Below are 25,356 nucleotides of genomic sequence, written 5' to 3'. Positions count from 1 at the left end.
GTCCGGAGAGGGGCCGATCGTCGTGGGATCTCTGCGCCAGGGCCGCAGGCGTCGGCGCGCCGCGACGGAGGGGATCACCCGTTGGCGGGATCCCACCGGGTCGTAGGGGCGCGCCTCAGTAGTGGCGCGCACGGCGCGTGCGCTCGTGTTCGCGCACCAGCGCGGCGGCGTAGCCGTGGGAGAGGTTGTGCTCCTCGGCCAGCCAGCTACAGCGTTCCTCACAACGGGAGAACGAGGGACCGTTCTCGATGGCGGTGAACCACTCGGGGATGTCACGTCCTGTGACTTGCGGAATGCGGGCGATCAGCTTGCTGTGCGTCTCCGGCGAGTGGTTCAGTGACAATTGGCACCTCCAGGTCGCGGGGCTCTTCCTGCCGACTCTGCAACAGCGACCCGGATGTGACAACCCCCTAACGGGGACCTATCTATCACGTTACGTAGATCATTCGTAACGGGGACATCCTCCGGTAAACGCGCAGGTGGCCCGCCCAGGGGCCACCCGGCGCCCTGACACGCGCTACGACAGGCGTTCCAGGACCATCGCCATGCCCTGCCCGCCCCCGACGCACATCGTCTCCAGGCCGAACTGCCTGTCGTGGAAGCGGAGCCCGTTCAGCAGCGTCGAGGTGATCCGCGCCCCCGTCATGCCGAACGGGTGCCCGACGGCGATCGCCCCGCCGTTGACGTTCAGTCTGTCCAGGTCGATCCCGAGTTCCTCCGCCGAGGGCAGCACCTGCGCCGCGAACGCCTCGTTGATCTCGACCAGGTCGATGTCGTCGATGGTCATGCCCGCCTTCGCGAGCGCCTTGCGGGACGCGTCCACCGGCCCGAGCCCCATGATCTCGGGCGACAGCCCGGTCACACCGGTGGACACGATCCGCGCCAGCGGCGTGATCCCCAGCTCGGCGGCCTTGGTGTCGCTCATGACGATGACGGCGGCGGCGCCGTCGTTGAGCGGGCAGCAGTTGCCCGCGGTGACCGTCCCGTCGGGGCGGAACACCGGCTGGAGCGCGGCCACCTTCTCGTAGGTGGTGCCGGGGCGCGGCCCGTCGTCCTTGGCGACGACCGTCCCGTCGGGCAGTGTGACCGGGGTGATGTCGCTCTCCCAGAACCCGTTGGCCAGCGCCTTCTCCGCGAGGTTCTGCGAGCGGACGCCGAACTCGTCCTGCGCCTGCCGGGTCACGCCGCGGCTGGAGGCCACGTTCTCGGCCGTCTGGCCCATCGCGATGTAGACGTCGGGGACCGCGCCGTCCTGCCGTGGATCGTGCCACACCTCCGCGCCGCCCTCGGCGACCTTGGCGGTGCGGGCCTCGGCGTCCGCGAACAGCGGGTTCTTGGTGTCGGGCAGCCCGTCACTGCTGCCCTTGGCGAACCGGCTGACGGTCTCGACCCCCGCCGACACGATCACGTCGGCCTCACCCGCCTTGATCGCGTGGAGGGCCATCCGGGTCGTCTGCAACGAGGACGAGCAGTACCGCGTGATCGTCGCGCCGGGCACGCGGTCCCACCCGAGCAGCACCGACACGACGCGGCCCATGTTGTAGCCCTGCTCGCCCCCGGGCAGGCCGCAGCCGAGCAGCAGGTCGTCGATCTCGGACGGGTCGAGCTGCGGCACCTTCGCCATCGCGGCGGTGACCATCTGGACGGTGAGGTCGTCGGGGCGGATCTCCTTCAGCGAACCCTTGAAGGCGCGTCCGATCGGGGAGCGGGCGGTGGCGACGATGACTGCCTCGGGCATGTGCGGGACTCCTGTCTCACGACCGGTCTGCTGGACCTGGGCGGGGCGGCCGCGAGGGACGGCGTTACCCGCCGGTCACCAGCAATCTAGCTCCCGCCCCGAACACGGGTACACGGCGGGTCCCGCCGTTTTCCCGGCCCCGCTGTGACGGTGGCCCCATGCGAGCGGGACCGCGGGGACACAGACTGTTAGCACGTACCCGGACAAACCCGCCTTCGCGCGGACGGCGGCGGACCCGGGCGGCGAAGGACGACCGGGGCTCGCCACTGGTGACCGGGCGGGCCCCGGTCCTACTTCGCGCCCCGCTCGCGGCGTTCCGGAATTTCCCGAAATCATCGGCGGACGACGCCTTGTGGAAGCCATTCCCGAGCAACGGTATCGGCGAGGCGCCCGCCTTCTACCGAGGCGTCGCGGAGCCGTGCGAGTTCGATGGGGCCGCGTTCGAGCGTCCGCCCCGAGAACGGCGGGGCGGCGGCCATCATGCCATTCGCGTGGTCGCCGCGGATATGCCCCTGCCTGGGTGTTCGGGCCGCCCAGCGGGCCCGCGCCCTTCCAATGCCGCCCATCGGACAGGGCAAAGCGCCCAGTCCCGTAAGGCGATGCTCGCCTCCCGCCGATCGTCGTGCCCGGCGGAGAAGAACGGCCCAAGTTCGACAAGCCGATTCCTCCGCCGAACAAAGGCGACGGCAAGCGCGGTCAGGTGGCGTCGGGTGTCGGGGCGGGGAGGCCGGGCGGGACGGCGCGGCGGCGCAGCAGCCTCGCCCAGCGGCCCCGGGGGCCCCGGTCGTCTCCGGCGACCGACGCGCCGGAGACCTCGGTGCCCGACACCTCGGCGGCCTCGGCGGCGGCCAGGTACACCGGGAGCACGCCCTGGTCGAGGAGGGTCTCCACATCGGGTTCGAGGTCGAGCGCGTGGGCCATCGAGGGCAGCAGCGCGGCGGCCGCGGCGGCGTAGCCGCGCGCGGACGGGTGGTAGCGGTCCTCGCTGAACATCGACAGCGGGTCGGCGGCGAACTCGCGTCCGAGCAGGTCGCCGAGGGAGACCGAGCGGCCGCCGTGCTCGACGACCGCGATCGTCTGGGCGGCGGCGAGCTGGCGGCTCGCGCGCCGGGCGATCCACTTGAGCGGCTGCATGAGCGGCTTGACCGAGCCGAGGTCGGGGCAGGTGCCCACCACGACCTGGCAGCCGGACCCGCGCAGCGCCCTGACCGCGTCGGAGAGGTGCCGGACGGACTCGGCGGGCGGCACCCGGTTCGTCACGTCGTTGGCGCCGATCATGACGACGGCCAGGTCGGGGCGGACCTGCGCCGCCCGCTCGCACTGCCCCGCCAGCTCCGCCGACCGCGCGCCGGGCCGGGCCACGTTCGTCAGCCGGACGGGACGTCCCGCGATCGACGACAGCCCCGCCGCCAGCATCGCGGCGGGCGTCTCCTCGGGGGTGTGGACGCCGAGCCCCGCCGCCGTGGAGTCGCCGAGCATCACCAGCGACAGCGGCGGGCCGTCGAGCCCGCCGCCGTACAGGCCGTCGGCCACCGGCGGCGCGCCGTTCGGCGTCGCCTGGATGATCTTGCGGGCCAGCCGGGCCTCCACGACCACGAGCCCGAACGTGATGCCGCCGAGGGCCGTGATGCCCCCGCCCCCGTAGGCCGCCGCCGCGGCGATGCGGCGCGCGGTGAACGCTCTCAACATTCCGCGCTGACCCTCCGTGATTAAGTTCCTACCCCCGAGCGCGGGGTTGATGCCCGTGGTGCCCGATCTGGGTTACGGTCGAAGGAGAAGAACGACTTGGTCCCTATCCTGCCTATTCACGATGGACGTGGGCTGAACAGGGACACGACCGCTCAGACCGACCTACTGAACCGACAAGGACGTCGCGGTGCACGTACACGACTCGCTCATCGAACTGATGGGCAACACCCCGCTCGTTCGGCTGCGCAAGGTGACCGGCGGGCAGCCCGCCGGGGGCCGGGGGCCGCAGGTGCTGGCCAAGGTGGAGTACTTCAACCCCGGGGGGTCGGTGAAGGACCGCATCGCCGTCCGCATGATCGACGCCGCCGAGGAGTCCGGGGCGCTGCGGCCGGGCGGGACGATCGTGGAGCCGACGTCCGGCAACACCGGGGTCGGTCTGGCGATCGTCGCGCAGGAGCGCGGGTACCGGTGCGTCTTCGTGTGCCCCGACAAGGTCGCCAAGGACAAGGTGGACGTCCTGCGCGCCTACGGCGCCGAGGTCGTGGTGTGCCCGACCGCGGTGTCGCCCGAGCACCCCGACTCCTACTACTCGGTGTCGGACCGGCTCGCGGCCGAGATCCCGGGCGCGTGGAAGCCGAACCAGTACACCAACCAGCAGAACCCGGTCTCGCACTACGAGACGACCGGTCCCGAGCTGTGGGAGCAGACCGAGGGCCGCATCACCCACTTCGTCGCGGGCATCGGCACCGGCGGGACGATCACCGGCACCGGCAGGTTCCTCAAGGAGGTCTCCGGCGGGCGCGTCCAGATCATCGGCGCCGACCCGGAGGGCTCGGTCTACTCCGGCGGCAGCGGGCGCCCCTACCTCACCGAGGGCGTCGGCGAGGACATCTGGCCCGAGACCTACGACCGCGACATCTGCGACCGGGTCATCGCGGTCTCCGACAAGGACTCCTTCACGATGACCCGCCGCCTGGCGCGCGAGGAGGCGCTGCTGGTCGGCGGCTCCTGCGGCATGGCGGTCGTCGCGGCCCTGCGCGTGGCCGCCGAGGCCGGCCCGGACGCGGTGATCGTCGTCCTGCTGCCCGACGGCGGCCGCGGCTACCTCAGCAAGATCTTCAACGACGAGTGGATGGACCAGCACGGCTTCAGCGAGCAGACGACGACCCAGGCGGCGGTGCGGGACGTCCTGGCGCAGAAGGCGGAGGCCAGCCCGGACGGCATCCCGAGCTTCGTCCACATGCATCCCGCCGAGACGGTGGGCGAAGCGGTGAGGGTGCTGAGGGAGTTCGGGGTCTCGCAGATGCCGGTGGTGTCGCCGGGTGCGGGCCACCCCGACGTGATGGCCGGGGAGGTGGTCGGCGCGGTGGAGGAGCGGGTGCTGCTGCACGCGCTGTTCGACGACCAGGCCGGCCCGGAGGAGCCGCTGGAGAAGCACATGAGCCCGCCCCTTCCGGTCGTCGGATCGGGCGAAACGGTCGCGCAGTTGATGACGACCCTGGAGGGCAGGGACGCGGCGGTCGTCCTGGTGGACGGCAAACCCGCCGGAATCGTCACCCGCCAGGACCTTCTGGCCTTCCTGGCGGGCGGCTGACAGGGCTCATCGGACTTCTGGCCGGATGACCTGGGCAGACGTCCGTCGATGGATGTCAGTGGGCTTTGAACAGCTGGCGTTCCACGCCGTCCAGTGCCAGGCGGGCGGCGCCGAGGGCCACCGCCCGGTCGCCGAGTGTCGAGAGGGCCAATGCCGGGCGGACGAGGGTCCGCCCGGCCAGATGGCGTTCGAGCGCCTCCAGAAGCGGCGGTCCGGCGCGGACGACGCCGCCGCCGATGACGACGAGGTCCGGGTCGAGGATCAGGGTCAGCGGCGCCAGCCCCTGCACGAACCGGGCCGCGATCGTGTCGAGGACCTCCAGCGCGGCCGGGTCCCCGTCGCGGGCGGCGGTCAGCGTCGCGATGCCCGGATCGTCCGGGGACGCGGTGTCGCGGGCGAGTTCCGCGATCGCCGTGGTGCCGACCCGGCGCTCGAACGGGCCGAGGCTCGCCGTCCCGATCGGCGGGCCCTGGCGCTCGGGGAGGAAGCCGACCTCGCCGGCGGCGCCGTGCGCGCCGCGCAGCAGCCGGTCGCCGACGAGGATCCCGGCGCCGACGCGGCTGCCCCACTGCAACGCGACCAGGATGTCGGCGTCGCGGCCGTGCCCGTGCCAGCGTTCGGCGAGGACGGCCAGGTTGACGTCGTTCTCCACCACGACCGGGCAGCCGAAGAGCGGACGGAGCCGGTCGGCGAGGTCGATGGACGTCCAGTCCGGCATGTCGGGCGCCTTGACCACGACGCCGTGCTCGGCCTCGACGATGCCGGGCGTCCCGGCGACGACCGCGCGGACCGTCTCGTGCGGCACCCCGCCGCGGTCGAGCGTGTCGCGCACCTGGGTGCGGACGTGGGCGAGCATCTCCTCGCGTCTGCGCAGGCGGCTGCTGTCGCCGCGGTCCTCGGCCACGATGCGGCCGGACAGGTCCGCGACCACGACGAGCGTGCGGTGCGGGCCGATGTCGATGCCGACGACGTGCGCGGCCTCCGGGCGCAGCCGCACGAGCCGGGCCGGCCGGCCGGGCGAGCGGCGGCCGGCCTGGTCGGCCTCGATGTACTCGACCAGCCCCGCCTCCACCAGCGATGAGACGACCTGCGCGATCGTCTGCCTGGACAGCGCGGTCAGGTCGCTGAGCTGGCCGAGCCGCAGCGGCCCGGCCTCGTGCAGCCGCGCCAGCACGGTGCTCTCGTTGATCCGCCGCAGCAGCGCCGGCTGGCCCCCGCCAGCGATCATTTCCTCGTCCCCCTCTTGACCTGGGCCGCAAGATCCCACAATATTGCAACGTTCTTAACCGAATTACGCCGGAAGGTGAGACATCTCGGGGGCTCCAACGGCACAAGGTGGGTGGGAGCATGAACGCAGGGCAGGACCGCAGGCGCTTTCTGATCGGCGCGGCCACCGTCGGGGCCGGGTACACCGCGGTCTCGGTGGCCGGGTCCCCGGCCGAGGCCGCGGCGGCGCCGGACCACGGGCACGGCGACGCCGCGACACGGGTCTTCGTCAACAACGTGGGGTACGACCCCGGCGCCCCCAAGCGCGCCGTGGTCACGGCGCGCCACTCGCCGGGGCGCTACAGCCTCGTCGACGCCAAGACCGGGCAGAGCGTCCACGGCGGACGGCTGAGCGACGCGGGAACGGTCGCCGACTGGGACGGCCGCCGCTACTGGACCGCCGACTTCTCGCAGGTGAAGCGGCCCGGCGACTACTACATCGCGGTCGGCTCCGCCCGGTCCGCGCAGTTCAAGATCGAGGCGACGGTCCTTGAGCGCTACACGCTCTCGCACGTCGTCCGCCACTTCAAGGGCTGGCGGTGCTCCGGCCAGTTCGACAAGTTCGACCACCATCTGCCACTCGGGAACACCGGGAAGACCTTCGACGCGCACGGCGGATGGTACGACGCGACCGGCGATTTCGGCAAACACTTCACGCAATTGTCGGCGCTGTCCTATTTCAACACACTCCAGATTCCGCTGACCGCCTGGTCGCATCTGGTCTCGTACCGCGAGCTGACCGCGCGCAAGGACGAGAACTTCACCCAGCTTCGCACCTGGATGCAGGACGAGGGCCTCTTCGGCGCGGACTATATCCGCCGCGTCCACGTCCAGGGCGAGTCCTTCTACAGTTCCGTCGGCCAACCCGGCCCGCCGAAGGACCCGGTGAAGCGCACGCTCGGCACCGCCCAGGTGAACTACCGCGAGGGCGGCGGCATGGCGATCGCCGCGCTGGCCATCGCGAGCACCCACGACGTCTCCGGTGACTACGAAAGCGCCGAGTATCTGGCGGCGGCCAAGGACGCCTTCACCTATCTGGAGGCCAACAACGTCCGCCTGACCAACGACGGCAAAGAGAATATCCAGGACGACTACAACGCCCTGCTCGCCGCCGTCGAACTTTACCGCGCCACCAAGGACGGCTCCTACAAGGAGACCGCCGACAGGCGCGCCGCCAACCTCGCGGCGCGCCTGGTCACCTGGCGCGGCTACCGCGACTACTGGCGCGCCGACGACAAGGACCGCCCGTACTTCCACCCGTCCGACGCGGGCCTCCCGGTCGTCGCGCTGCTGACCTACGCCGAGATCGCCGACGGCGCCGCGAAGCAGAAGGCCCTGGACGCGGTGCGCCGCTCGATGCGCTTCGAACTGGCGGTGACCCAGGAGGTCCGCAACCCGTTCGGATATGCGCGCCAGCTCGTCCAGGACGCGAACCAGGTCCGCGCCAGCCAGTTCTTCTTCCCGCACAATGTGACACCGCGCACCAAGGACCAGTGGTGGCAGGGCGAGAACGCGCGCATCGCGTCCCTCGCCGCCGCCGCCCGCCTGGCCGCGCGGCACTTCGCGAGCGACCGCGCGTTCGCCGACAAACTGCGCGCCTACGCCGCCGACCAGCTCAACTGGATCCTCGGCACCAACCCCTATGACGTCTGCATGCTCGACGGCTCGGGCCGCAACAACCCGCAGTACCTGTGGCTCGGGTCGTGGCAGTTCCTCCAGACCGCCGGCGGCATCGTCAACGGCATCACCGGAAAGAACGAGAACGGCAGCGGCATCCTCTGGGACGCCGGCTACGCCACGACGGGCAAGGACGACGACTGGCGCTGGGGCGAGCAATGGCTCCCGCACACCAGCTGGTACATGAACGCGATAGCGATCGGCTGACCCGGCGTGCCGGGCGGGCCGAAAGCCCGCCCGGCGCACCGCCCTTGCTGAAAATGGGGAAACCCCCGGCGGCTGCCGGGGGTTTCCTTTTTCGGTGGGTGTCGGGTTGCGGGGCCCCGGTCCGTGGGCGGCATTTCTGACCGGGGCCCCACAACCCGACGTCTGTGGGCCGTTCCCTACTGGTGGTAGCCGGAGGGCGCGTAGTACTGCTGCGCCGGGTCCGGGCCCTGGCTGCCCTTCTTCGGCTCGTCGCCGTGGCCCGGCCACCAGGCCCGGTGGCCCAGCAGGGCGGTGATGCCCGGGACGAGGAAGGTGGACATCACGAAGGCCGACAGGGCGATGCCGATCGCGACCGAGAAGCCCATCTGCTTGAGCATCGAGACCGGGGCCAGCATCATGACCGAGAACGTTCCCGCGAGGATCAGGCCGGCCGCGGCGACCGTCGGGCCGCCGTGCTGCACGGCGAGGGCGGCGGCCTGGCGCGGCTCGTGGCCCTCCTTCGCCTCCTCGCGGAGCCGTGCGGTCATCAGGATGTTGTAGTCGGTTCCGATGGCCAGGACGAACAGGTAGAGGACGATCGGCAGCTGGAAGGTGACGCCGGCCTCGCCCTGCACCCCCTGGAAGACGTACACCGCGGAGCCGAGCGTGGCGGCGAAGCCCAGCAGCACCGACACGACCAGGTAGAGCGGTGCGACCACCGACCGCAGCAGCAGCGCCAGGATCAGCGCGATCAGCACCGCCGCCACCGGCAGGATGACCGACAGGTCGCGGTTGTTGACCGTGTTGATGTCGGCGAAGATCGCCGTCTGCCCGCCGACGTAGGCGCGGGTGCCCTCCGGCGCCGCCTTGTGCACCGCCGGGGCCAGGTCGTTCTTGACCAGGCTGATCGACTTGTTGGAGACCGGGTTGGTCTTCAGGACGAGGTCGACGCGGGCGACGGAGCCGTCACTGCCCATCACCGGTTGCTGGACCTGTCCGACGCCGGGCGCGCTCTTGGCGGTCTGGCTGAAGGACGCGATCTGCTGCTTGGTGACCTTGCCGCTGTCGGCCTTGAGGAAGACCTGGACCGGGGTGGTCAGGCCGGGCGGGAAGCCCTTCTCCATGTCCTTGGTGGCCTGGGCCGACTCGGTGTCCTGCGGGAAGCCCGCGGCGAAGTCGTAGTCGGCCTTGAAGCCGAGGGCTCCGGCGGCGAGGCCGGCCATCACCAGGCCGGCGAGCAGCGCGGCGATGGCGGGACGGCGGCCGACGCCGCGTCCGATGGCGGCCGAGACGGTGCCCTTCGGCTCCTTCTTCCACGCCTTGGACGGCCAGAAGACCGCGGTGCCGAGCAGCGACACGATCGCCGGGAACAGGGTCAGCGAGGTGATGCCCATCACGACGACCGCGATGGCGAGGGCCGGGCCCCAGGCGCTGAACACGCCGAAGGTCGCGAGCAGCAGGACCAGGAACGTCACGGCGATCGCGGCGGCGGCCGAGGAGATGACCTCGCCGACGCGCTCCACCGCGGTGATCATCGCGGTCTTCTTGTCGTCCCCGGCCCGCAGCCGTTCGCGGAAGCGGAACATCAGGAACAGGTAGTAGTCCGCGCCGATGCCGAACAGGACGATCAGGATGATCGTGTTGAGGCTCTGGTCACCGGAGAAGTTGAACAGGTGCGAGGCGAGGCCGATCAGGCCCATCGAGACCTGCATCGTCACCATGATCACGATGATCGGCAGGATCGCCGCGATCGGGGCCCGGAAGATCAGCAGGATCAGTCCGATGATCAGGACGAAGGTCGCGATGCCGACGATCTCGAAGGACTTGTTGAAGGAGTCCTCGTTGTCGACGAACCCGGCGACGTCGCCGCCGACCTTGTAGTCGAGCCCGCTGCCGTTCAGCAGGGTCGGCAGGTCCTTGCGGATCTGCTTGACCGCGTCACCCTGCTTCTCTTGGTCGTCCTGGGAGGTGCCCTTCATCGGCACCATGACCACCTGGACGGCCTTGTTGGGGGCGACGGCCTCCGGCCCGGTGGCGAAGTTCTGGACGGTCGGCGGCTTCTTCGCGTTGAGCGACTTGGCCGCCTGGTCGACCTTGGCGGTGTCGGACGCGGTCAGCGGCTTGCCGTCCGACCGCTTCACGACGATCAGGGAGGAGGTGTCCTCCTGCTGGGGGAACGCCTTCTCGGCGATCTTGATCGCCTGGACCGACTCGTACTTCGAGGGCAGGAAGTCGCCCTGGTCGGACTCGGTGGTCAGCTTGGGGGAGAACACGATGACGACCGCGGCTACGACGAGCCAGGTCACGATCGTCCACACAGGGTGTCTCACGACGAAGCGCGCGAGCCGAGCGAACATGGGTCTTCCTTCAATCAAGGGTTCGTTGGGATACGTGTAAAACGGTAGAGACCGGACGGGGCTTTGTGGTCAACCCCCGAGCCGAATTAGGGGGTGATACCTGCGGGGGAGTTCCTCCTCCTCCAGGAGGGGCGGCGGGTGGATAGCCTCGTTCCCATGGACAACGAGGAGCACCGGGGGTTCGAGACCCTGGCCATCCACGCGGGGCAGGAACCCGACCCCACCACGGGGGCGGTCGTGCCACCGATCTACCAGGTCTCAACATACAAGCAGGACGGCATAGGCGGTCTGCGGGGCGGCTACGAGTACTCCCGCTCGGCCAACCCCACCCGCACCGCCCTGGAGGAGTGTCTCGCCGAGATCGAGTCCGGGACGCGGGGGCTGGCGTTCGCCTCGGGGCTCGCGGCCGAGGACGCGCTGCTCCGCGCGGTGTGCAAGCCGGGCGACCATGTGGTCATCCCAGACGACGCCTACGGCGGGACCTACCGGCTGTTCGCCAAGGTCGCGGCGCCCTGGGGGGTGGAGTTCGACCCGGTGCCGCTGCGCGACGTGGCGGCCGTCCGGGCGGCGGTCCGCCCCGAAACGAAGATCATCTGGGTGGAGACACCGACGAACCCGCTGCTCGGCATCGCCGACATCCGGGCGCTGGCGCAGGTCGCGCACGACGCGGGCGCGCTGCTGGTGGTCGACAACACCTTCGCCTCGCCCTACCTCCAGCGGCCGCTGGAGTTCGGCGCGGACGTGGTCGTCCACTCCACCACCAAGTACATCGGCGGGCACTCCGACGTCATCGGCGGCGCGCTGATCGTCTCGGACGAGGCGCTCGGCGAGCGGTTGGCCTTCCACCAGAACGCGATGGGCGCCGTGGCGGGCCCGTTCGACGCCTGGCTGACGCTGCGGGGGATCAAGACCCTCGGCGTCCGGATGGACCGGCACTGCGCCAACGCCGAGCGGATGGTGGAGATGCTCACCGGGCACTCCGCCGTCCGGGAGGTGCTGTATCCGGGGCTGCCAGGCCACCCGGGCCACGACGTCGCCGCCAAGCAGATGCGGGCCTTCGGGGGCATGGTGTCGTTCCGGATGGAGTCGGAGGAGGCGGCCGTCAGGGTCTGCGAGCGGACGAAGCTGTTCACGCTCGGCGAGTCCCTCGGCGGCGTCGAGTCGCTGATCGAGCATCCGGGGCGGATGACGCACGCGTCGGCGGCCGGGTCGCCGCTGGAGGTGCCGGGCGACCTCGTCCGGCTGTCGGTCGGGATCGAGGACGCCGACGATCTTCTGCGCGACCTCCGGCAGGCCCTGGGCTAGTGCTGGAACGCTCCCTGAGCTGAGCGAACGCGAGGGCGGCCGGTGCCCCGGAGCCGGCCGCCCGAGCGGGACCCGCCGGGGCGAACCCGGCGTCATTCCCGCCATCGGGGTGATCAAACATCTATGATGTCCGCGCCAGGTTCCATCACGAAAGGGCCCGGGGTGCGCAAAGTACTGGTCTGTGGGGCGGCGTTCGCCGCGACGTGTCTGTCCGCGCTGGCCGTTCCGACGGGCGCCGGAGCCGCCGTGCCGCTCCGCGACCCCGCCCCGCCCTCGGCCCCCACCATCGTGCCGACCGAGGAGACCGGGACGGGCGCCCCCTCCGGCGACCCCGAGACCGGCGCGCCCAGCACGCCCGGCGAGTCCGCGGTCCCCGAGTCCCCCGAGGCGCCGCCCCAGGGCGGGACCTCCGGCGGCGCCGGGGCCACCGACGGCGTCGTCTCCGGCCAGGCCGTCATGGTCACGCCCGCGCTGCCCAAGTCCAAGACCTACGCCTACGGCAAGGCGTCCCGGCAGCGGATCGACGCGTACTGGCGGCCCGCGCCGAAGGCCGCGCCGCGCCCGGCCGTGCTGATGATCCACGGCGGCTACTGGCTCGGCGGCGACAAGCGGAGCTGGAAGTACTTCGCGCGGCGGCTGACCGCCGACGGCTACGTCGTGCTCGCGCCGAACTACCGGCTCGCGCCGAAGGCGGTGTGGCCCGCGCAGCGCGACGACGCGCTGTCCGCGCTGGCCTTCATGAAGAAGCACGCGAAGGTCTGGAACCTCGACCCGAACCGGATCATCGTGATCGGCTCGTCCTCGGGCGGCATGCTCGGGACCCAGCTCGGCACGCTCGGGACCGGCACGCGGCAGGTGCGGGGCGTGGTCGCGCTGTCGCCGCCGAACAACCCGTTCCTGGCCTTCACCGACGGCGCCAAGCCGGGCGCCCCCTCCGCCGAGCGGACGCTGCGCCGCGCCGTGATCGACCTCGTCCGCTGCACCCCGGGGGAGACCGCGAACGCCGCCTGCTGGAAGCGGGTCGACGACGCCAGCTCCGCCGGGCACGTCTCACCCGGCGACGCCCCGATGCTGCTCATGCACTCCACCGGCGACTTCGTCCCGGCCACGCACAGCACGAGCCTGGCGACCGCGCTGCGCGCCGTGGGCGTCGAGGCGCAGGTGAAGGTCGTCCCGGGCGAGATGCACGCCTCCGGGCTGCTGGAGGAGGAGCACACCTACCCGCAGATCCTGGCCTGGCTCCGCAAGCACTCCGGCTGACGGGCCCGCCCCGGGAGGGCGCGCCGGAAGGCGCCCGGGAGGGCGCACCGGAAGGCGCTCAGCCGTTCCACACCATCAGGACGAGGATCACCAGCCAGATCAGCGCCACCACGCCGCCCATCGCGCCGATCCGGCCGCGCTGCACCTGTGCGACGTCGCCCTTCGCGGCGGTCGGCCGCTCCGCGCCGCCCTCCGCGCCCGTCGCGCCGACCTCGCCGGCGCCCGCCGGGACGGGGGCGGCCACGGCCGCCTCCAGCAGGTGGATCGCCTTGCGCTGGTCGCGCTCCACGAGCAGCAGCAGCACCAGCGCCACGACGTACAGCGTGATCGACGCCGACAGCCACCCCTCCTTGGCGTCGCCCTTGGCCAGCGCCATCCCGAACACGAAGATCCCCAGCGTGAGGATGCCGTAGATCTGGGTGGCGCGGTGCAGGAGCCGCACCACGACCACGTTCCGGGCGCGGATGAAGCGCGGGGTGGACATCGTCGCCGCGGTCAGCGGCCCCAGCGCGAAGATCGCGAAACCGATGTGCAGGAACAGCAGCAGGCGGTCGGAAGTCGACATGAGGCCGACACTAGCCCTCCGGAGGCCCGTGGGGTGGGGTGCGCGCGGCTGATGTTTGGCCAGACTTTGCCTGCCTCGGCGGCGCCCGTTTGGGTACCGGGGGACAGCTGATCGGTCGCCTCAGCGCCTGCCGCGGCGCACCCGCAGGTAGTCGCTGACGACGTACTCGCCGAGCCGCTCCGCGTCGGGCGCGAACACCCGGCCGCCGTTGCGGCGCGCGACCTCCTCGACGAACGACACGAGCCGCCGGTCCTCGGCGAGCATGAAGAAGTTCATGCAGGCGCCGCGCCGGGTCATCTTGTCGACCTCGGCGAGCGTGAGGACCAGCGTGTCGGCGGACGGCGGGTAGTCGAACAGTGAGCGCCCGTCCGGGCGCAGGTGCGCGGTCGGCTCACCGTCGGTGACGACCAGCACGATCGGCTCGAAGTCGGGGTGGCGGTCCAGGTGCCGCCCCGCGATCATCAGGGCGTGGTGCAGGTTGGTGCCCTGGACCATGTCCCAGTCGAGCCCCGCCATCTCCGTCGGGTGCAGTACCCGCGCGTAGTTGGAGAACCCGATGATCTGGATCGCGTCCTGCGGGAACTTGCTGGTCACCAGCGTGTGCAGGGCCAGCGTGGTCTGCTTGGCCGCCGCCCACGTCCCGCGCAGCACCATCGAGTACGACAGGTCGACCAGCAGGCAGACGGCCGCGCCGGTGCGGCGCTCGGTCTCGTGCACCTCGAAGTCGTCCACGCCGAGCCTGACCCCGGCCGGCCGCGCCGGCGCGTGCCCGTTCCCGCCCGCGCTCCCGTTCCCGTTCGTGGTGACGGGGGCGGCGGGGGGCGCTCCGGTGACCGCCCCGGTGGCGAGGCCGCCCGCCGCGCCGTCCATGGCGCCGCGGCGGATCGCGTTGGAGACCGTCCGGACCACGTCCAGGGGCTGCTCGTCGCCGAACCGCCACTCGCGGCTCGCGCCGGTCAGCTCGCCCGCCTGGCCCGCGTCGCGCTGGTCGTGGTCGCCCGCGCGGCCCATGGTGAGCCGGGAGAAGACCCGGCGCAGCGCGGTCTCGCCGAGCCGCCGCACCGCCTTCGGCGTCAGCTCCAGCTCGCCCTTGCGCCGCCGCAGGTAGCCCTGCCGCTCCAGCTCCTTCTCGATGCGGCGCAGCGCGTCGAGGTCGTCGACCGCCTGGCGGCCGAGGGCCCGGCGGACCGCCTCCTCGTCGATGTCGTCCAGCCGCGCGCCGGGGTAGTCCTGTCCGAGCGCCGACTCCAGCTCGGCGAGGTCGGCCAGCTCGGCCAGCGCGGTGGTCGCGTCGCCCATGCCGAGCGGGTCCTGCCCGGTCATCTGCTCGGGCTCGCCCCAGCCGAGGTCGGGGCGCCGCGCCCGCAGCGCGTCGCCGAGCCGCGTCATCTCCATCGCGAGGCCGGCGTCCTGCATGGCCTGCTCCATGAGCCCGGCCAGCTCGGCGCGCTGCTCGGGGCTGAGCGAGGCGAGCAGCCGGTCCATCGCGGCGGCGCGGCGGGCCAGCGCGTCGACCAGCTCCTCCAGGTTCTGCGGGTCGTCGGGGAACATGTCCCCGTATTCGCCCATGAACCGGTCGAAATCGCCCTGTGTGTGCTCGCCGCGCGCGTCACGTTCCAGCATGGTGTTCAGCGCGGCCATCATGTCCTTGACGCGCTGCATCGCGGCCGGGTCCTGGCTCTCCAGGGCCTGCTTCATGCCCTGGAACTGCGCGTCCAGCACCTCGCGCCGCAGCAGGTCCCTGAGCTGCTCGAACGTCGCGCGGGCCGCGTCGGAGCGCCACTGGTAGTCCGACAGCCGCCGGATCGCCTGCGAGGTGTCGGCCGGCAGCGTGTCCAGTTCCGCCTCGCGCAGCCGCGCCTCGTCGCCCGGGTCGGGGAACAGCTCCGCCCGCTCCTGCCCGATCGCGGTGTCCAGCAGCGCGCGCGCCTGTTCGAGCGTGCCGTCCAGGCGGCCCCGGTCGCGCAGCGCGCGGCGCCGGTCGCGGACCTCCCGCAGCAGGTCGTCCAGCCCCCGCCGGCCCTGCGCGTCGGGCAGCCCGCGGCGCAGCAGCTCCCGCAGCGCGTCGCCCGGACGGGTGCCGTCCAGCACCGAGTCGCCCATGGCGTCCAGGGCGGCGCGGACGTCGTAGGGCGGCGCCAGCGGGTCGGGCCCGTCCTCGTACGCGCCGTAGCGGTAACGGCTCATCGGCTCTCCTTGCCCCTGGCGGCCCTAGGTGCGATACGTGGCCGTCCCGTCGGCTCGTCCGTCGGAGACGTCCTTGGAGAGGCGCCGGGTCAGGAACAGGCCCTCCAGCGCGAACTCCAGCGCGGCGGCGGCCTGCCCGGGGGAGTCCCCGCTCATGCCCAGCCGCTCCATGATCTTGGCGAGCCCGGGGACCTGCCCGATCCGGCGCAGCAGCTCGGCCGCCGAGATCAGCTCGCCCGACTCCACCCGCTCGCCCGAGTCGAACTTGTCGAGCAGCCCGGTCAGGTCGGCGGCGCCGAGCGTCCGCCGGTAGGTCTCGGCGACCGCGCGGCGCAGCAGGTGCTCCAGCACCTCCTGCTCGCGGCCCTCCTCGCTGACCTCGAACTCCACCTTGCCCATCAGCGACGGGACGATCGCCGCGAGGTCGCAGACCCGCGCGACCGCGCGCTCCTCGCCGGTCAGCGCCGCGCGCCGGACCGCGCCCGCCGCCACCGTCTCGGCGCCCGCGAGCGCGAACCGCGCGGACACGCCGGAGCGCCCGTCCACCGCCGTGGACTCCCGGACGAGCCGGGTGAACCGCCCGATCACCTCGACGAGGTGGCCGGGCACCTCGGCGGGCAGGCCCGCGAGGTCGGCGAAGTCGGCCTCCTGGCGGATCAGCGCCAGCTCGGCGTCGAGCGCGAGCGGGTAGTGGGTGCGGATCTCGGCGCCGAAGCGGTCCTTCAGCGGGGTGATGATCCGGCCCCGGTTGGTGTAGTCCTCGGGGTTGGCGGAGGCGACGAGCAGCACGTCCAGCGGCAGCCGCAGCGCGTAGCCGCGGACCTGCACGTCGCGCTCCTCCAGCACGTTCAGCAGCGCGACCTGGATGCGCTCGGCGAGGTCGGGCAGCTCGTTGATGGAGAAGATGCCCCGGTTCGTGCGCGGCACGAGCCCGAAGTGGACGGTCTCGGGGTCGCCGAGCGTGCGGCCCTCGGCCACCTTGATCGGGTCGACGTCGCCGATCAGGTCGCCGACGCTGGTGTCGGGCGTCGCGAGCTTCTCCCCGTACCGCTCGTCCCGGTGCTTCCAGGAGACGGGCAGGTCGTCGCCGTGCTCGGCGGCGAGGCGGCGGCAGCGCACGCACACCGGCTCGTAGGGGTGGTCGTTGATCTCGCAACCGGTGACGACCGGGGTCCATTCGTCCAGCAGCCCGCCCAGGGTGCGGATCAGCCGCGTCTTGCCCTGGCCGCGCTCGCCCAGCAGCACGAGGTCGTGCCCGGCGAGCAGGGCGCGCTCCAGATGCGGGAGGACGGTGTCGTCGAACCCGACGATCCCGGGAAACCGCGGCTCACCCGATCTCAGCCGGGCGAGGAGGTTGTGCCGGATCTCGGCCTTCACCGAACGCTGGACGTGACCGCTGGTGCGGAGGCCGCCCAGTGTGGTCTCGCGGGGTGTGGATGAACGCACGCGATCGACATTACGTCGCCGGTGCGCGGAATCGCACCCTCACAACGGTATTCGTCCGACGCGTCGCCGCCCGGCGCCGGCGGGCGGCCGGGCGCGGGTTGGGTGCGCGGCGCGACGCGGGGGAGACTGCAAGGGTGAAGCGAGCCGGTGAACGGAATGAGGGAGGCGGCGCCGATGGCGCGATTCGGTGACGGCCTGGCCCTCGGCCCCGACCTGACCAGCGCGGCCGGGTCCGCGGTCGAGCAGGCCCTCGCGCCGCTCAGCGCGGCGCCCGACCTGGTGTGCGTGTTCGTCCGGGGCGACGACCCCGACGAGGTGGAGGCGGCCGCCCGGCACGCGGCCGGCGCGGCGGCGCCCGCGCTGGTGCTCGGGTGCAGCGCGTCCGGGGTGATCGGCGCCGGGCGCGGCGTGGAGGACAGCGGCGCGGTCAGCGCGTGGGCGGCGGTGCTGCCCGGCGCCCGCCTGGACCCGTTCCGGCTGGAGACGCTCAAGGCCGACGACCGGCTCATCGTCGTCGGCATGCCGGAGGGCCAGGAGGACGACGTGGTCGGCGTGCTCCTCGCCGACCCCTACAGCTTCCCGGTGGACGCGTTCGTCGAGCGCTCCGACGACGTCCTGCCGGGGCTGCCGCTCGTCGGCGGGATCGCCGACGGCGAGGCCCGGGGCAGCACGCGGCTGTTCGTCGGCGGCGACGTCTACGAGGACGGCGCGGTCGGCGTCGTGCTCGGCGGCCCGCTCGCCGCCGCGACCGTCGTGAGCCAGGGCGCCCGGCCGATCGGCCCCGACATGGTCGTGACGCGCGCGGACGAGAACGTCCTGTACGAGCTGGCGGGCGTCCCGGCGCTGGAGAAGCTGGAGCAGATCGTCGCGCTGCTCCCGGAGGAGGAGCAGGAGCTCGCCGGGCAGGGGCTGCTGATCGGCGTGGCCATGGACGAGTACGCCGACGAGCACGAGCACGGCGACTTCCTCGTGCGCGGGGTGGTCGGCGCCGACACCGGCAGCGGCGCGATCGCGATCGGCGACGTGGTCGAGGTCGGGCGCACCGTCCGGTTCCAGGTCCGCGACGCGGGCGCCGCCGAGGAGGACCTCGCCGCGCTGCTCGAACGCTTCGACCTCGGCCCGGTCGAGGGCGCCCTGCTGTTCTCGTGCAACGGGCGCGGGCAGGCGATGTTCCCCGACTCCGACCACGACGCGAAGGTGCTCGACCGCGCGTTCGGGCCCGCCGGCATCGGCGGCTTCTTCGCCGCGGGCGAGATCGGCCCGGTGTCGGGACGCAACCACGTGCACGGGTTCACCGCGTCCATCCTGGCGTTCGGACGCCCGGGAGAGCCCGCGTGACCGAGCCCGGGGCGCCCGCCGGGGCGCCCGCGCTCGCGGTCGACATCGGCGGGACCAAGCTCGCCGCCGCCCTCGTCGGGCCCGGCGGGCGCGTCCTCGCCTACGAGCGCGCCGCCACGCCGCGCGACGTCGACGGCGAGGGGCTCTGGCGGACGCTGGCGGCGCTGCTGGACGGCCTGGTCGCCGGTGCCGGCTCGCCGCCGCTGGCCGGTGTCGGCGTCGGCTGCGGCGGGCCGATGGCCTGGCCCGCCGCCGAGGTGTCGCCGCTGAACATCCCGGCCTGGCGCGGCTTCCCGCTGCGGGCCCGGTTCCGGGGGAGGTACCCGGGGCTGCCGGTCCGCGTGCACAACGACGCGATCTGCGTCGCGATCGCCGAGCACTGGCGCGGCGCGGGGCGCGGGCGCGGCAACGTCCTCGGGATGGTGGTCTCGACCGGCGTCGGCGGCGGCCTCGTCCTGGCCGGACGGCTCGTGGACGGCGCCAGCGGCAACGCCGGGCATATCGGGCACGTCATCGTGGACCCGGACGGCCCGCCCTGCGAGTGCGGCGGGCGCGGCTGCCTGGAGGCCGTCGCGCGCGGCCCCGGCCTCGCCGCCTGGGCGCGCGACCAGGGCTGGCGCCGGGACGGCCCGGACGCCACCGGCGTCGAGCTGGCCGCCGACGCCCGGCGCGGCCACCCGATCGCCGTCGCGGCCATGCGGCGCGCCGGGCGCGCCCTCGGCATCGCGATCGCCTCGGCGACGCACCTGTGCGACCTGGAGGTGGTGGCGGTCGGCGGCGGCCTCTCCCAGGCGGGCGCGCTGCTGTTCGACCCTTTGGAGGAGGCGTTCCGCGCGCACGCCCGCATGGACTTCGCGCGCGGCGTGCGGATCGTTCCCGCCGCGCTGGGCCAGCCCGCCGGGCTCATCGGCGCCGCCGCGCTGATCCACGCGGGCGAACGCTACTGGAACGCCGACTGACCGCAGCCGACCTGGTCCGGGGGCGTGGCAAGATCAGTGGCATGAGCCTCGTCACCGTCGACGATGTCCGGGCCGCGCGCGAGCTGCTCCGCGACGTGGTCGTCCCCACCCCCTTGATCCGCTCCCGGGTGCTCTCGGAGGCCATCGGCGGGCCCGTCCTGCTCAAGTGCGAGAACGTCCAGCGCACCGGCTCGTTCAAGATCCGCGGCGCGTACGTGCGGATCGCGCGGCTCAGCGACGCCGAGCGGGCCCGGGGGGTGGTCGCGGCCAGCGCGGGCAACCACGCGCAGGGCGTCGCGCTCGCGGCGTCCATGCTCGGCTGCAAGTCGACGGTGTTCATGCCGGTCGGCGCGCCGCTGCCCAAGATCGCCGCGACCCGCGGGTACGGCGCCGAGGTCGTCTTCCCCGGCCCGAGCGTGGACGACTGCCTCGTCGCCGCCCAGACCTACGCCGAGGAGAGCGGCGCCGTCCTCATCCACCCGTTCGACCACCCCGACGTCGTCGCGGGCCAGGCCACGATCGGGCTGGAGATCCTCGACCAGTGCCCCGAGGTCCGGACGGTCGTCGGCGCCGTCGGCGGCGGCGGCCTGGTCTCCGGCATCGCCACCGCGCTCAAGGGCGTCGCGAAGGAGACCGGCGGCCACGACGTCAAGGTCGTCGGCGCGCAGGCCAAGCGCGCCGCGGCCTTCCCGGCCTCGCTCGCGGCGGGCCGGCCCGTCCGCGTCGACATCGAGACCACGATGGCGGACGGCATCGCCGTCGGACGCCCCGGCGACCTCACCTTCGACCTGTTCACCGAGCTGGTCGACGCGGTCGTCACGGTGACCGAGGAGTCGATCTCCCAGGCGCTGCTGCTCTGCCTCGAACGTGCCAAACAGGTCGTCGAGCCCGCGGGCGCGGCCGGGGTCGCGGCGCTGCTGGAGCACTCCTACGCGTTCCGGACGCCGGTGGTCGTGCTGCTGTCGGGCGGCAACATCGACCCGCTGCTGCTGTCGAAGGTGCTGCGGCACGGCCTGGCGGGCACCGGCCGCTACCTCGTCGTCCGGTGCCGCCTGAAGGACCGCCCCGGCGCCCTGGTCACGCTGCTCGGCGAACTCGCCGAACTCGGCGTCAACGTCCTGGACGTCATGCACGAGCGGGTCGCCGCGCGCCTCCCCGTCGAGGAGGCGGAGGTGCTCATGCACCTGGAGACGCGCGGCTCCGACCACTCCGAAGACGTCATCGGACGCCTCCGCGAGAAGGGCTACACGCTCACGTCGAGCTGACGGCGGGCTTGCCCTCGGAGTACAGCCAGGGGGTCGCCCAGCCGCGCAGGTCCCTGTGGGCGATCCGCTCGGCGAAGCGGACGAAGTCCGCCGTCGACCCGTTGCTGTACATGTAGGCGGCGGGCCACGCCTTGATGAGCCGGAAGAACGCCTTGTCGCCGATGGTCCGGCGCAGGGCGTGGACCGCCATCGCGCCGCGCTCGTAGACGAGGGCGTCGAAGATCTGGTCGCGGCCCGGGTCGGAGACCTTGCCCTTCCACAGCTCGGCCGTCGCGGGCGCCGCGTAGCTCTCGTCGAAGCTCTTCTGGACGGGCTTGCCGGAGAACCTCTCCGAGTACAGCCACTCGGAGTACGTCGCGAAGCCCTCGTTCAGCCAGATGTCGGCCCAGCGCTTCGGCGAGACGGCGTCGCCGAACCACTGGTGGCCCAGCTCGTGCGCGAGGAGGGTGCCGGACGGGATCGTGCCGGGACGGTGCGTCAGGTCGTACACCGGGCGGCTCTGCGTCTCCAGCGCGTAGCCCACGCCCGCCTTGGCCACGATGCCGCCGGTGGAGGTGAACGGGTAGCGGCCGTACAGCGCCGACTCGAACTCGATCACCTCGGCGGTCTGCCGGGAGAACTCCTTGACGAGGGCGGGCTTCACGCCGAGGCTCCGGTCGGTCGCGACCAGGCTCGGGACGCCGGTGCCGGTGCGCTCGGCCAGCAGGTCGTACCGGCCGATCGCGACCATGGTCAGCTCGCTGGCCATGGGGTGGCTGTTCTCCCAGCGCGTGGTCGTCCAGCCGTTCCAGGTGCGGCTGCCCTTCAGGTCGCCGTTGGCGAGCGTGGCGAGGTCCTTGGGCGCGGTCAGCCTGAAGGTGTAGGTCGCCTTGTCGGTGGGGTGGTCGTTCACCGGGTAGACCGACGCGGCGCCGATCGGCTGGTTCAGCATGACGGCGCCGTCGGCCGTCGGGATCCACCCGGACGTGCCGAGCGCCTGGTCGTCCACGGTCCGCGGGACGCCCGAGTACGCCACGGTCACCGTGAAGCGGTGGTGCTCGCGCAGCCCGCGGCCGGGGGTGATGACCAGCTCCTGCGCGCCCGTCCTGCGGAAGGCGGCGCGGCGGCCGTCCACGGTCAGCGACGAGATCTTCAGCGGTCCGAGGAAGTCCAGGTCGAAACGGGAGAGGTTCTGCGTCGCCCGCGCGGTGATCCGCGTGACGGCGTTGATGCCCTTGGTCGCCGGGTCGTACCGCAGCGCGACGTCGTAGTGCGAGACGTCGTACCCGCCGTTGCCCATGTCGGGGAAGTACGGGTCGCCCGCGCCGGGGGCGCCGGGGGAGAAACGGGAGGCGGCGCCCGCGGGCGCCGCCGAGACCAGGAGGCCCGCGGCGACGCTCAGCGCCACCGCGGCGAGTGCTCTGGGGGTTGTGCTCATTGACCTCGTCCCTCGTCGTCGGGCCCACGCTCGCGACCAGAATTTCGGGTGACCTTCCCGCGATTCAAGCGCGATTTGGTCTCGAATCAGCCCGTGTGGAGCGGAATACGCGGATTGGCTCGTCCCAGTCTCACCACTTCCTCGGTTTCCCGCGGCCCTTCAGCCAGGCGTCGAACAGCGGCCCGAGCCGCCGTCCCGAGACCCGCTCGGCATGCGCGACGAACTCCTCCGTGGTCGCGGACGAGTCGCGCCGCGACGCCGCCCACGTCCGCAGGACCTGGAAGAACGCCCGGTCGCCGATCCGCTCGCGCAGGGCCTGGAGGCACATCGCGCCCCGGACGTAGACCGAGAAGCCGAACAACTCGGCCGCGCCCGGGTCACCCGGCGGCGGGGCGAAGATGGGGGAGTCCGCGCGCTGTGCGTAGTACCGCTTGAAGATCTTCCTGGCGGAGTCCTTGCCGGACCGCTCGCGCCACAGCCACTCCGCGTAGGTCGCGAAGCCCTCGTTCAGCCAGATGTCCTGCCAGCGCTCCAGGCTCACGCTGTCGCCGAACCACTGGTGCGCGATCTCGTGGACGACGAACGCCTCGCCCGGCACGAAACCGCCGTAGACGGGCCGCTCCTGCGCCTCCAGCGCGTAGTCGAGCCGCGCGTCGTCGACGACGCCGCCCGCCGTCGCGAACGGGTACGGGCCGAAGACGCCCGACGCCCAGGTCAGCGCCTTGACGGTGCGCTCCTCGAACTCCTTGGCCGACGCCTTGTACTTCGGGTCGACGGCCGTGATGACCGGGACCCCCGACGCCGTCGTCTCGCGCACCCGGAACCGCCCGATCGCGACCATGGCCAGGTAGCTCGCCATGGGCGACTCCTCGGCCCAGGTGTAGGTCGCCGTCCCGGCGCCGGTGACGGTCTCGCCGGGGCGCCCGTTGGCGAGCACCCGCAGGCCCTGCGGGACGGTCACCCGGAACGCGTAGGTGGCCTTGTCGCGCGGGTGGTCGTTCACCGGCAGCCACGTCGGCGCGCCGTCGGGCTCGGACACCACCACCGCGCCGTCCTTGGACGGGACCCACCCGTAGGTCCCGTACGCCTGGCTCTGGATCGGCCGGGGCCTCCCCGAGTACCGGACGACCGCCGTGAACGTCCGCCCTCGGGGGAGGGGCGAGGCGGGCGTGACCGTGAGCTCCTGGCCCGCGCGCGCGTGCCGGGCGGACCGGCCGTCCACGGTGACGTCGACGATCTCCGGGCCCCGGAAGTCGAGGTCGAACGCCGAGAGGTCCTGCACGGCCCTGGCGGTGATGGACACGGTCGCCTCGACCGCGCCCGTTCGCGGCCCCGCATAGGTGAGCGCGACGTCGTAGTGGTCGACGTCGTAGCCGCCGTTGCCCGCGTACTTGAAGTAGGCGTCGCCCAGGCCGGGGGAGCCCGGGGAGGGCACGGCGGGCGAGGGCATGAGCAGGGTCAGGGCGGCGGCCGCCGCCGTCATCCGTCCAGGAGGCCCGGTCACCCGCAGAGCATCACCCGGCCCGGCGTCCTCCCGGCACTCGCCCTGCCGTACTTGACCGAACGCTTACCCGGGCGGTCACTTCGCGGGACGGCCCCGCTGGTACAGCCACGCGTCGAAGAACGCGTCGAGCTTCTGCCCCGACACGCGGTTCGCCGTCGCGATGAACTCCGGCGTGACCGCGTTGGTGTTCCGCTTCTCCTTCGTCCACGTCTGGAGGATCTTGAAGAACGCGGCGTCGCCGACCTTCTTGCGCAGCATGTGCAGCGTCATCCCGCCGCGGTCGTAGACGGCCCGCCCGAACATCTGGCCGCGGCCGGGGCGGCCGGTCGGCACGTCCCACAGCTCGCCGTTGCCCGGCTGCCCGTACAGCTCGTCGAAGTGCTCCTGCACGGTCTGGCCGCCGGACCTCTCGTCCCACATCCACTCGGCGTAGGTCGCGAAGCCCTCGTTCAGCCAGATGTCCTGCCAGCGCTTCAGGCTCACGCTGTCGCCGAACCACTGGTGCGCCAGCTCGTGCGCGACGATCGTCGGCTCCAGCCCGAACGCGCCGTACACCGGGCGGGTCTGCGCCTCCAGCGCGAACCCGACGCTCGCGTTGTCGATCAGCCCGCCGGTGGACCCGAACGGGTAGGGCCCGAACAGCTTCGACCACTCGTCGGTGACCTGCGTGTTCAGCCGGTGGAAGGTGTCGAGGTTCACCGTGGTCAGCGACGGGTCCACCGCCGTGATCACCGGGACGCCGCCCGCCGTGCGGCCCGTCCGGACCGCGAACCGGCCGACGTTCACCGACGCCAGATAGGTCGCCATCGGGTCCTTGACGTGCCATTTCGTGGTGGTCGTCAGGCGGTGCGCGGCGGCCGGGACGACGGTCGGGTCCTGCGGGCCGCCGGTCGGCACGTCGGGCGGGACGCCGTTGCCCGGCCCCTCCGCCCCGCCGCCGGGCGAACCGGGCACCGGGGTCTCGGGCTCGCCGTTGGCGATCGCCGTCAGCCCCCGCGGCACCGTGACCTCGAAGTCGAACGTCGCCTTGTCGCTCGGGTGGTCGTTGCTCGGGAACCAGGTGTGCGCGCCGCTCGGCTGGCACGCCACGAACACCCCGTCGGGCGTCCGCACCCAGCCGTACTTGCCGAGGATCGGGTCGGTCACCGGACGCGGCGTCCCCGAGTACCGGACCACCGTCGTGAACCTCGCGCCCTTCGCCAGCGGCTTGGCGGGCGTGACCTCCAGCTCGCCGCCGCCGCGCTGCTGCCGCGCGGGCGCGCCGTCCACCGTCACCGACGCGACGTCCAGCGCGGTCAGGTCGAGGTTGAAGCGCGCGAGCCGCTCGTTCGCGGTCGCGGTGATCGTCGCGGTGCCGTCCAGCTCCCGCGCGCCGCCCGGCGTGATCGTCAGCTTCAGCCCGTAGTGCTGGACGTCGTAGCCGCCGTTGCCGTCACCGGGCACGTAGGCGTCGCCCGCGCTGGTGGGACCGGCCGGGCCGTCGACCGCCGAGCCGTCGGTCGAGGTGACCTCCGGATCGTCGTCGCCGAAGGGCGGCAGGCAGGCGGTCAGCGACGCCGCGACGGCGAGCGCGGCCAGCCCTCCCACCGCTCGTGAGGCGTGG

18 protein-coding genes are annotated in these 25,356 nt (G+C 72.6%); 7 read left to right on the top strand and 11 right to left on the bottom strand.

All coding sequences use genetic code 11. The features are described 5' to 3' along the window. Positions 1 to 115: 115 nt before the first annotated feature. From GNZ18_RS25570 to GNZ18_RS25560, 3 genes are all read right to left on the bottom strand, one after another. Positions 116 to 343, bottom strand: coding sequence for a DUF4287 domain-containing protein (locus GNZ18_RS25570; RefSeq protein ID WP_156219064.1), 228 nt, complete (start codon positions 341 to 343; stop codon positions 116 to 118). Positions 344 to 517: 174 nt separating this feature from the next. Further along, positions 518 to 1,738, bottom strand: coding sequence for an acetyl-CoA C-acetyltransferase (locus GNZ18_RS25565; protein WP_156219063.1), 1,221 nt, complete (start codon positions 1,736 to 1,738; stop codon positions 518 to 520). Between the two features lie 696 nt (positions 1,739 to 2,434). After that, positions 2,435 to 3,427, bottom strand: coding sequence for an SGNH/GDSL hydrolase family protein (locus GNZ18_RS25560; RefSeq protein WP_156219062.1), 993 nt, complete (start codon positions 3,425 to 3,427; stop codon positions 2,435 to 2,437). Between the two features lie 187 nt (positions 3,428 to 3,614). Here GNZ18_RS25560 and GNZ18_RS25555 point away from each other — a divergent pair, with 187 nt between their 5' ends. After that, complete coding sequence (locus GNZ18_RS25555; RefSeq protein WP_214620866.1) at positions 3,615 to 5,021, top strand: cystathionine beta-synthase; 1,407 nt, start codon at positions 3,615 to 3,617, stop codon at positions 5,019 to 5,021. A gap of 55 nt (positions 5,022 to 5,076) precedes the next feature. On the opposite strand, the gene GNZ18_RS25550 is transcribed toward GNZ18_RS25555, so the two are convergent. Then, complete coding sequence (locus tag GNZ18_RS25550) at positions 5,077 to 6,249, bottom strand: ROK family transcriptional regulator (RefSeq protein WP_156219061.1); 1,173 nt, start codon at positions 6,247 to 6,249, stop codon at positions 5,077 to 5,079. A 119-nt stretch (positions 6,250 to 6,368) separates the two neighbouring features. Between GNZ18_RS25550 and GNZ18_RS25545 the strand changes: the two genes are divergently transcribed. Then, positions 6,369 to 8,171, top strand: coding sequence for a glycoside hydrolase family 9 protein (locus GNZ18_RS25545; RefSeq protein ID WP_156219060.1), 1,803 nt, complete (start codon positions 6,369 to 6,371; stop codon positions 8,169 to 8,171). Between the two features lie 176 nt (positions 8,172 to 8,347). Here GNZ18_RS25545 and GNZ18_RS25540 read toward each other — a convergent pair whose 3' ends face one another. After that, positions 8,348 to 10,507, bottom strand: a complete 2,160-nt coding sequence (locus tag GNZ18_RS25540; protein WP_156219059.1) for an MMPL family transporter — start codon at positions 10,505 to 10,507, stop codon at positions 8,348 to 8,350. A 156-nt stretch (positions 10,508 to 10,663) separates the two neighbouring features. Between GNZ18_RS25540 and GNZ18_RS25535 the strand changes: the two genes are divergently transcribed. Together GNZ18_RS25535 and GNZ18_RS25530 are read left to right on the top strand one after the other, a co-directional pair. Then, positions 10,664 to 11,812, top strand: coding sequence for a cystathionine gamma-synthase (locus GNZ18_RS25535; protein WP_156219058.1), 1,149 nt, complete (start codon positions 10,664 to 10,666; stop codon positions 11,810 to 11,812). A 162-nt stretch (positions 11,813 to 11,974) separates the two neighbouring features. Beyond that, entirely contained in the window at positions 11,975 to 13,072 is a 1,098-nt protein-coding gene (locus GNZ18_RS25530) for an alpha/beta hydrolase (protein ID WP_308166529.1), read from the top strand. 58 nt (positions 13,073 to 13,130) lie between these two features. Here GNZ18_RS25530 and GNZ18_RS25525 read toward each other — a convergent pair whose 3' ends face one another. The 3 genes from GNZ18_RS25525 to GNZ18_RS25515 form a co-directional block, all read right to left on the bottom strand. Then, positions 13,131 to 13,637 carry a hypothetical protein gene (locus GNZ18_RS25525; protein ID WP_156219057.1) on the bottom strand — a complete coding sequence of 169 codons (507 nt, stop codon included), beginning with the start codon at positions 13,635 to 13,637 and terminating at the stop codon, positions 13,131 to 13,133. Positions 13,638 to 13,757: 120 nt separating this feature from the next. Then, complete coding sequence (locus tag GNZ18_RS25520; RefSeq protein WP_156219056.1) at positions 13,758 to 15,824, bottom strand: vWA domain-containing protein; 2,067 nt, start codon at positions 15,822 to 15,824, stop codon at positions 13,758 to 13,760. A 24-nt stretch (positions 15,825 to 15,848) separates the two neighbouring features. Then, entirely contained in the window at positions 15,849 to 17,270 is a 1,422-nt protein-coding gene (locus tag GNZ18_RS25515) for a sigma 54-interacting transcriptional regulator (protein WP_214620872.1), read from the bottom strand. A 174-nt stretch (positions 17,271 to 17,444) separates the two neighbouring features. On the opposite strand from GNZ18_RS25515, the gene GNZ18_RS25510 reads away from it, so the two are divergent. The 3 genes from GNZ18_RS25510 to ilvA are packed head-to-tail and all read left to right on the top strand — an operon-like array spanning position 17,445 to position 20,832. Further along, positions 17,445 to 18,608, top strand: a complete 1,164-nt coding sequence (locus GNZ18_RS25510) for an FIST signal transduction protein (RefSeq protein ID WP_156219055.1) — start codon at positions 17,445 to 17,447, stop codon at positions 18,606 to 18,608. Next, a complete protein-coding gene (locus GNZ18_RS25505) occupies positions 18,605 to 19,567 on the top strand; it encodes an ROK family protein (RefSeq protein WP_312874731.1) in 963 nt (320 codons plus the stop codon). The genes GNZ18_RS25510 and GNZ18_RS25505 overlap by 4 nt, the downstream gene beginning before the upstream one ends. A gap of 41 nt (positions 19,568 to 19,608) precedes the next feature. Then, positions 19,609 to 20,832 (top strand): threonine ammonia-lyase, encoded by a 1,224-nt coding sequence (gene ilvA, locus GNZ18_RS25500; RefSeq protein WP_156219054.1) that lies wholly within the window; start codon positions 19,609 to 19,611, stop codon positions 20,830 to 20,832. Here ilvA and GNZ18_RS25495 read toward each other — a convergent pair. From GNZ18_RS25495 to GNZ18_RS25485, 3 genes are all read right to left on the bottom strand, one after another. After that, positions 20,819 to 22,249 carry a M1 family metallopeptidase gene (locus GNZ18_RS25495; protein ID WP_156219053.1) on the bottom strand — a complete coding sequence of 477 codons (1,431 nt, stop codon included), beginning with the start codon at positions 22,247 to 22,249 and terminating at the stop codon, positions 20,819 to 20,821. The genes ilvA and GNZ18_RS25495 overlap by 14 nt on opposite strands. Before the next feature lie 130 nt (positions 22,250 to 22,379). Then, positions 22,380 to 23,753: a M1 family metallopeptidase gene (locus tag GNZ18_RS25490; RefSeq protein ID WP_308166531.1), complete on the bottom strand. Its 1,374-nt coding sequence runs from the start codon at positions 23,751 to 23,753 to the stop codon at positions 22,380 to 22,382. 75 nt (positions 23,754 to 23,828) lie between these two features. Further along, complete coding sequence (locus tag GNZ18_RS25485) at positions 23,829 to 25,340, bottom strand: M1 family metallopeptidase (protein ID WP_312874730.1); 1,512 nt, start codon at positions 25,338 to 25,340, stop codon at positions 23,829 to 23,831. Positions 25,341 to 25,356: the final 16 nt, after the last annotated feature.

The sequence above is a fragment of the Actinomadura litoris genome (genome assembly GCF_009733595.1).
In the GTDB taxonomy this organism is placed as follows: Bacteria; Actinomycetota; Actinomycetes; order Streptosporangiales; family Streptosporangiaceae; genus Spirillospora; species Spirillospora litoris.
The sequence above is the reverse complement of the archived record's forward strand: the minus strand, read 5'-3'. Positions and strand labels throughout refer to the sequence as shown.

Coding starts and splice junctions, on each gene's coding strand:
- GNZ18_RS25565 (WP_156219063.1), bottom strand. CDS start 1,738: ATGCCCGAGGCAGTCATCGTCGCCACCGCCCGCTCCCCGATCGGACGC.
- GNZ18_RS25560 (WP_156219062.1), bottom strand. CDS start 3,427: ATGTTGAGAGCGTTCACCGCGCGCCGCATCGCCGCGGCGGCGGCCTAC.
- GNZ18_RS25550 (WP_156219061.1), bottom strand. CDS start 6,249: ATGATCGCTGGCGGGGGCCAGCCGGCGCTGCTGCGGCGGATCAACGAG.
- GNZ18_RS25545 (WP_156219060.1), top strand. CDS start 6,369: ATGAACGCAGGGCAGGACCGCAGGCGCTTTCTGATCGGCGCGGCCACC.
- GNZ18_RS25540 (WP_156219059.1), bottom strand. CDS start 10,507: ATGTTCGCTCGGCTCGCGCGCTTCGTCGTGAGACACCCTGTGTGGACG.
- GNZ18_RS25535 (WP_156219058.1), top strand. CDS start 10,664: ATGGACAACGAGGAGCACCGGGGGTTCGAGACCCTGGCCATCCACGCG.
- GNZ18_RS25525 (WP_156219057.1), bottom strand. CDS start 13,637: ATGTCGACTTCCGACCGCCTGCTGCTGTTCCTGCACATCGGTTTCGCG.
- GNZ18_RS25520 (WP_156219056.1), bottom strand. CDS start 15,824: ATGAGCCGTTACCGCTACGGCGCGTACGAGGACGGGCCCGACCCGCTG.
- GNZ18_RS25510 (WP_156219055.1), top strand. CDS start 17,445: ATGGCGCGATTCGGTGACGGCCTGGCCCTCGGCCCCGACCTGACCAGC.
- ilvA (WP_156219054.1), top strand. CDS start 19,609: ATGAGCCTCGTCACCGTCGACGATGTCCGGGCCGCGCGCGAGCTGCTC.
- GNZ18_RS25495 (WP_156219053.1), bottom strand. CDS start 22,249: ATGAGCACAACCCCCAGAGCACTCGCCGCGGTGGCGCTGAGCGTCGCC.